We start from the raw sequence: 6,463 nt of genomic DNA, 5'->3' as shown, positions 1-6,463 counted from the left end.
CGCAGAGCGGATTTGACTGGGGCAAATTTCAGCAGAAGTGACTTACAGGAAACTGGTTTTCACCTAACTAATTTGAGTAGATGCAAATTTAGTGGAGCCAAAATGATTGACACCGGGTTTGGTTTTTGTGACTTAATTGATAGTGATTTTAGGGATGCTAAGTTTCAAAATGGGGTGGGTTTTTCTAAGTGTGACTTGACGAGAGCTAACTTCTTTGGCACTGAATTTAAAATAAGTGAAGTTAACAATTACCAACCTGGAACGGTTGTTTTCACAGACGTTTACTTTAAAGATACTATCATGCCCGATGGCACTATTTGGAATAGTGAAGACTAATTCGTCGCTACCAAAGTACGTCTAAATCAGTTGTATAATCTTTGTAGGGGCAATTGTTTCGTAGTGATCCCGTGATTTTTAGGGCAGGCACTCTTGGCATCGCCCCTACATATCTATACAAATGATTTAGACGCGCTATATCAACTAATTACCTACCCTCAGCAAAAGAGGAAGTTAGTTTAACCAGGTCTTTAGGGGAGAAGGGATATGATTTTTTTCATTTTGTCCTTGCTGTTAGGATCTTTAATCTGAGAAAGAAAGTCATATCTAAATGAGTCACCAGATTTTTCTAAATCTGCATTAAGTCTTTCTTCTAGCTTGCCAATGGGAATTAAACGCTCTTCCCAGCCCAAGGTATTATTTTTGACGATAATATTTCCCTTGGCATCTTTTGTCGTGTAATCTAGGCTCTTCTGAATTTCATAGGAATTGTTCGGCATCCAAAAAGCAAAGTAATAATCTGGCTTATCAGATGTTGAATTTGGCTTGAATCCCAGCACAACTTTCCAGAGAGCACTAGGAACTGTTATCGTTCGAGTGCCGTCCGCTGTTTTGAAATTTTTAAAAGAATTGGGATTATCCTTAAGTGGAGCTTCCACAACTCTTCCTCTTTCATTTAAAACTGTCACAGTAGGAGGAGTAGAATATTTTGTTAACTCTCCACCACCAGCACCGTACACACCAGAAGAGATATAGAACTTATAAGGTGTTGGCTGTTTTTGTTCATTTTTAAGACGCGCCAAATCCTGTAGTTTCTTTTCCAAACCGCGCCAAGCCCCTTCATTTCCCTTGGAATCTTGAGGAACAATATTCGTAGTTAAGAAACTAGCATACATATCCTTTGTGCTTCTATTTCGGTCGTTAGAAGCACTCATGTGTCCCCGTACTGGCCAGAAGATAGCTGGCTTTTCAAGCTTAAATGGCTCATAGTCGTCCCTCTTAGTATAATCAATTTGACTATCGAACTCATAGTCTTTATGAGCAACCTTGTAAAAGGAACTATTTAAGTCGGGGTCTACCGCAAACTCATCAGGTCTGTCTTTACTTTTAATATTTCCTGGCCATGAGCCATCCAGAACCCAACTAACCCAGTTAGGTGTATTTTTTTTGCCATTATAGGAAACAGTGTACTGTGGCTTCTCTATCAAATAGTTATTTTGATAGGTATTATTAGTCAGTAGGTCAGTTCTTGCTGTAGTTGGATTGCTAAACCTCAGCGACTCGCTTTGGAAAAAGACATTATCCAGATAGACAGGAATAGATGCTTCGAGCTTGAATTCAACAGTTGCCGACTGACCGCGCAATCTTTCTGGTACGTCAACATTGAAAGATTCAAAGCCTTCTATCCCGTAATCTACTTTGTATTTATCTGTTAGGTAACTAGCCGGAGCTTTATTACTATCCGTGTTATTTTCAGCTTTTTGAAGAGTTATTGTTTGAGAAAACGCTGGAATTGATGGATCTGATGGTCGAATAGTAACATCAAGCGTACCTTTAGATTTGGCATTAGAGCTATTGGCAATCTTTGGTGCGTGCAGATCAAATCGAAGAGCGCCCCAATCGGGTACAACAAACCGATTGTGAACAATTTCCTTCACCTTGCTGGTTTCTAACTTAAAGGCATAGTTTGGTTCGCTGTTCCCTTGGATAAGTTTTACGTCTTCCAAACTTTGAACTAAATCAATATTTGGATCGGATTGACCGTTGTGGAACGACCACCCAGGTAGACCCTTAGACAAAGGAGTTCGAGTCACTCCCTTCGGATCGAAAACAGCATCAAAATTCCCATTAAACAAAGTAGGAACCGCCGCATCTCCTCGCATCCTGGCATCATAAGTATTGTCAAAATCAACCGGGATACGCTCTACATTTGTTTTAGGGCGCGAACTGTAACCGCCACCCATAGCCGAATAAAACCAGCCCGTACCAATCCCTTCCCAAGGAGCAGCATCTGCACCGTGTTGGAATTTGCTTTCCGGCGTATACCAAGGGCTAACGCGAGCCGGGCCTGTCAAAACACTATTGCTAAATGAAAAGTCTTTATCGAACAACCGTTCCCGATATCCATCGCCTCGCCGACGAAATACAGGATTAACTTCTAAGTTTTGATCGGACGGAAAGTTAGTTGGAAGCAAGTCGGATGTTCCTCCGTACCAACTCACAACACGTCCGTGTACATCTCCCGGTATAGGATCTGTCGTAAACCCAGCACGGCTGTTATTGTAACCTGGGTTATTTTTATTAGTTCCCAAGAAAACCGACAAATCCGGTTCTCCTAATAGCTTACCATTAGGATCGGGATTTTCTGACCTCCAACCTTCTCGCGGAAACTTAAGTCCTGGGGCTGTTCCCTTCTCAGTAGACGGTAGATTCGGAATATTGCGACCGGCAGGCGTAAGTGTACCGCTCAATAAATTCGGGACTGTCTGATAGTAATTGTCCGCAAAAGTAACATTTTTCCACACCTGAACTTTCGGTTCGCGGAAATCACCGAAATTTTTGGTCACCACATTTAGCGACGGTTGGTTGAAATCATGGGGGTCTAAAGTTGTCATCTGAAGGTCGCGAGTACCAGAGTTGGGTTTGCCGCCAGCATCAGGAAAATAAGTTCCCAAACGCTGAATAATTTCGCTGTTAACAACTGTACCCCGACTGAAACCAACAAAGTGCAGCGGTGAATTGAAAACTGCACCTTGTTTGGTAGGGCTGGTTTTATTCTTCAGCACTCCATCCAATTGCACGAGGGAAGTAAAGAAAGCATCTGCTGCTGCTTCTGTGAAGCCTGAATCAGGAACTGCCGATTCATTATTTTCTGACCAGTTATTCAGTAGGACTAACGGTTGTTTTTGGGCAAGGTATGGAGCTATATAACTTCCCAGCTTAGTGAGATAGTTTGGGTCGGTTTTGGGATTCAAACCTGCTTGGAAGTCTGGGGAAACTGCACCATTTTTGTTGACAGGAACCCAGTTACCAGTAGGCAGGTCGTACTTCATCATCAAACCGCCGCCGTCGATACCTGCATTGGCAATACTATTACCCATTTGGTAAAACTCTGAAGGAATTCCCGGCTTATCCAAAAATGGAGGTTTAAAGCCGTGGGTCAGCACGGTGACGCTGCTGAAGGTATTATCACCGTTGAGGGCTGGCGGTAGCGGCGTCCAGAAATTACCAAACTCCTCGTTGCGTTTTCCTTCTTTATTCCAAGCTTCAACAGCCCAATTGTACTCCTGGCCCGCAGTCAATTTGAGACTGGGAGGAAGCGTAAAGCTGGTATTTGTTCCCTGAGTAAATGTTTTACCGCCATCGAAAGTCCACTTGCCGATATTGGTGCTATCTTTCTGCCAAGTCGCAGTTAAAATGCGGTTGGGATTGAAATCGTTTTCTTGACCGTGGTAAGAAGATGTACTCCAAGGTTTTGTCAGTAAATCTAACTGCTGGGGTTTGCTCAATCCTTGATTGGAGAGGAATTCGTTACCGTCAGGGTCGGGTAAATCGACAACTTCATCCCAGGGCAATAAACCCTCACCTTCATCGAACACGCTGACGAAGAGATTAACCTCTTCAATGTCCTGAGTAGGTAGATTGTCAAAAGTCCATTGGAACTTTGGGGTAAGGGGATTTTCTGAAGTCTCGCTAGTACCAATAGGCCCTGTCAAATCCAGCCAATCCAGCGGTGTCGCCGCCAAACCGCGAGGGTTAGTCACAGAAACGGGAGCTTTCTTACTTCCCGGCGGCACGCCGTAAGTATATTGATTGTTCGCGTCGGTCAGAATCTGAAAATCAGCAGCAACACTAACTGCTGGATTAATATTATCAATTGGAATCGCCGCCAAGTCAGCAATCGTAGCATTTCGTGCCGTAGCGCTGTTAAACAACGGCAGCCCAACACCCCGACCTTTATTATCTACTTGGAATTGACTGGGGTTGGTCAGCGTTTTGACAAATTCCTCCACATCAAAAACATAAACTTTGCCATTCGCACCGCTTAAATTTGGATAGGAAGCGTAAAGAAACTTGCTATCACTTGACAGCGCTAAGTCTGTAGCAAATCCATCTGGAATTGGTCGAGTTGCTGCTACTAATTGCGGATTCGTCAGCGGGTTTTTGATAATGCCGATATTGCTACCGGCCCGCGGGTCTCCATCTATGCTGGGTATTTCCTGACCGAAAAATTTCGTATCCGCATTCCGACCCACAACAAACGCATAACTCGCATCCGGTAAAACTGTTACCGAAACTCCCTCATTCACATCGAAGTAATCAAAAGTTGAACCCAGCCCTAAATTTGTATATCGAGTAGTAGCAGCAAAACTTACGGGGTCGTTATTGGTAATATCCAGTACCCCAAATCCTTTGCTATCTTTGCCGCTGTTTGTAAATGTCATTTTCAGCGGATCGACCGTAGCAGCTAATCCTTCTACGCCTTCATCGGCTGTTACAGTTCCAATTAATTGATTCCATTTTTTGGGGTTCGCGCCGGGGCTGATTGGTCGGTCTTTGGGGTCGATGTTAACGGCGTAAATCTTGCTGTTCGCGCCGTTTGGTGCGGTAACAAATAGCTTTTTGCCGTCGCTGCTAAGGGCGATTTGCCGCAAACCGCTTGGGGCTGTGCCGACTGGGATGGTTTGGGTGACTTGGTGATAGGTTGGTGAAAATGGGTTTGCGGGATTCACCTAGCCGTAAGTTATATAATGGCGCCGGATGTCGCTTTCAGCGATCGCATCTGGGTCGCTGCTGGGATATTTAATTTCTACTTGTTGGACTTGAGTTAAAATTGTCATTTTTCAATTTTTCTCAAAATTAATTAATTTAATCTCTGGTGTAAATCAACTTTTTAAGGTTCGTAGTGAGGACTTCAGTCTTCTCTCATTTGATGAGGACTGAAGTCCTCACTACAAACCTAGCTAATTTGATGCTGCGTCCTGGACTTTCAGATGGATCTGACTGTTTGCAGATACAGAGAATTTAACGGTGCATCTCATTGTGGCAAGGGCGAAGCATTTCGGCACATAATTTATGAACCAGAATCAGAGATTTACTGCCGAAATGCTTCGCCCCTACGAATAGATTTGTAAAAAGGAGATGCTCCCGAATTTAAACTTTATTAATTCCTCTTTCTAAAATAATCATCTCCGAGCCAACAACCGGACTTCTCGCTATTAACTTACCTTCCAGATTTGCAATTTGTAATTTGCTGAAATCCAGTGAGTTAGCTTCTTTCCACATTTGACTGGCGAGCTGATTTTGCTCTACATCGCTGAGTTTGTACCAATCTTCAGCGACTTTGACAGTCAAAAGACCGATCGAGAAATCAGCATCAACAGACTTAACTAAACCGCCGCCCAGTCGATTAGTAATTTCAGCAACTTGATTTTGAATCGCCGCAATCAGAGACTGTTCCGGCGTCAGTGGTGGCGGCGGGAGAATTTCTACAGGTTCCGGTTTTTTCGGCGCTGCTAAATCGGGCAATTTGCTTTTAAAATTAGCGGGTGTAGGCTGAGAATTTGCGATCGCCTCTGGGGATTTCGCTGTTCCCGGCGCCACAAAATCGTCAAAGGTTGGGGATAGCTGTGCTGCTGGGATAGGCGCTTTTGCTAATTTCTGGGGCGGTTTTGCCGAGAAACTGTTGAAAGTTAAACCGATCGCAACGATGAGAATTGCAGCTAAGGAGGCGTTTAAAATTGGATCGGACAGCTTGGCGTTCGCAGATGCAGGTAGGAACGATCGAACTAACCGCACAATACTTTGCCAAAGTACGCCGACTTTCCCTAAAAAACTGCCGCCCGCGGGTTTAGATACAGGCTTTTTAGCGAATTTTACCCCAGCTTTTGGCGGGGGAACGCTGTTAACTTTCGCAGGCGGAGGAGGAGTTGTTGCTGAGTTGGAAGCAGTTGGTGCGGGCTTTTGGGGCTGCAAAGGAGGTTCTGCTGCTAATTTTTTTCCCCCTTTTCCCAAATTCCCAATCGAGGTCATCAAAGCTTTGATTTTCTCATTTGTGGGAACAGAACTGCTAGCATTTTTAGCTGTGGTGCGAGTCGCGGCCGACTTTGCTGGGGAATCTACCTCGGGTGTCGGAGATTCAAACGGTTCTGGAGTTGGTTGGTTTAGTGGTTCTTCTGACATTTTA

The 6,463-nt window shown here is 44.2% G+C and carries 3 protein-coding genes; 1 reads left to right on the top strand and 2 read right to left on the bottom strand.

Going from position 1 to position 6,463, the window contains the following annotated elements; all coding sequences use genetic code 11:
- A partial coding sequence (locus JGK11_RS18635) for a pentapeptide repeat-containing protein (RefSeq protein ID WP_293207539.1) occupies window positions 1-336 on the top strand: 336 nt, incomplete at its 5' end.
- A 191-nt stretch (window positions 337-527) separates the two neighbouring features.
- Here JGK11_RS18635 and JGK11_RS18630 read toward each other — a convergent pair.
- Both JGK11_RS18630 and JGK11_RS18625 read right to left on the bottom strand, forming a co-directional pair.
- Window positions 528-5,009 carry a DNA/RNA non-specific endonuclease gene (locus JGK11_RS18630; RefSeq protein WP_293212439.1) on the bottom strand — a complete coding sequence of 1,494 codons (4,482 nt, stop codon included), beginning with the start codon at window positions 5,007-5,009 and terminating at the stop codon, window positions 528-530.
- A gap of 421 nt (window positions 5,010-5,430) precedes the next feature.
- The gene (locus JGK11_RS18625) at window positions 5,431-6,459 is read right to left on the bottom strand and encodes a hypothetical protein (protein ID WP_293175540.1); all 1,029 of its coding nucleotides are present in this window, start codon (window positions 6,457-6,459) and stop codon (window positions 5,431-5,433) included.
- Window positions 6,460-6,463: the final 4 nt, after the last annotated feature.

This window comes from Microcoleus sp. PH2017_34_RAT_O_A (assembly GCF_020737885.1).
In the GTDB taxonomy this organism is placed as follows: Bacteria; Cyanobacteriota; Cyanobacteriia; order Cyanobacteriales; family Microcoleaceae; genus Microcoleus.
The sequence above is the reverse complement of the archived record's forward strand: the minus strand, read 5'-3'. Positions and strand labels throughout refer to the sequence as shown.

What these genes read in the sequence shown, in the direction of transcription:
- JGK11_RS18625 (WP_293175540.1), bottom strand. Translation starts at nt 6,459, where the DNA reads ATGTCAGAAGAACCACTAAACCAACCAACTCCAGAACCGTTTGAATCT.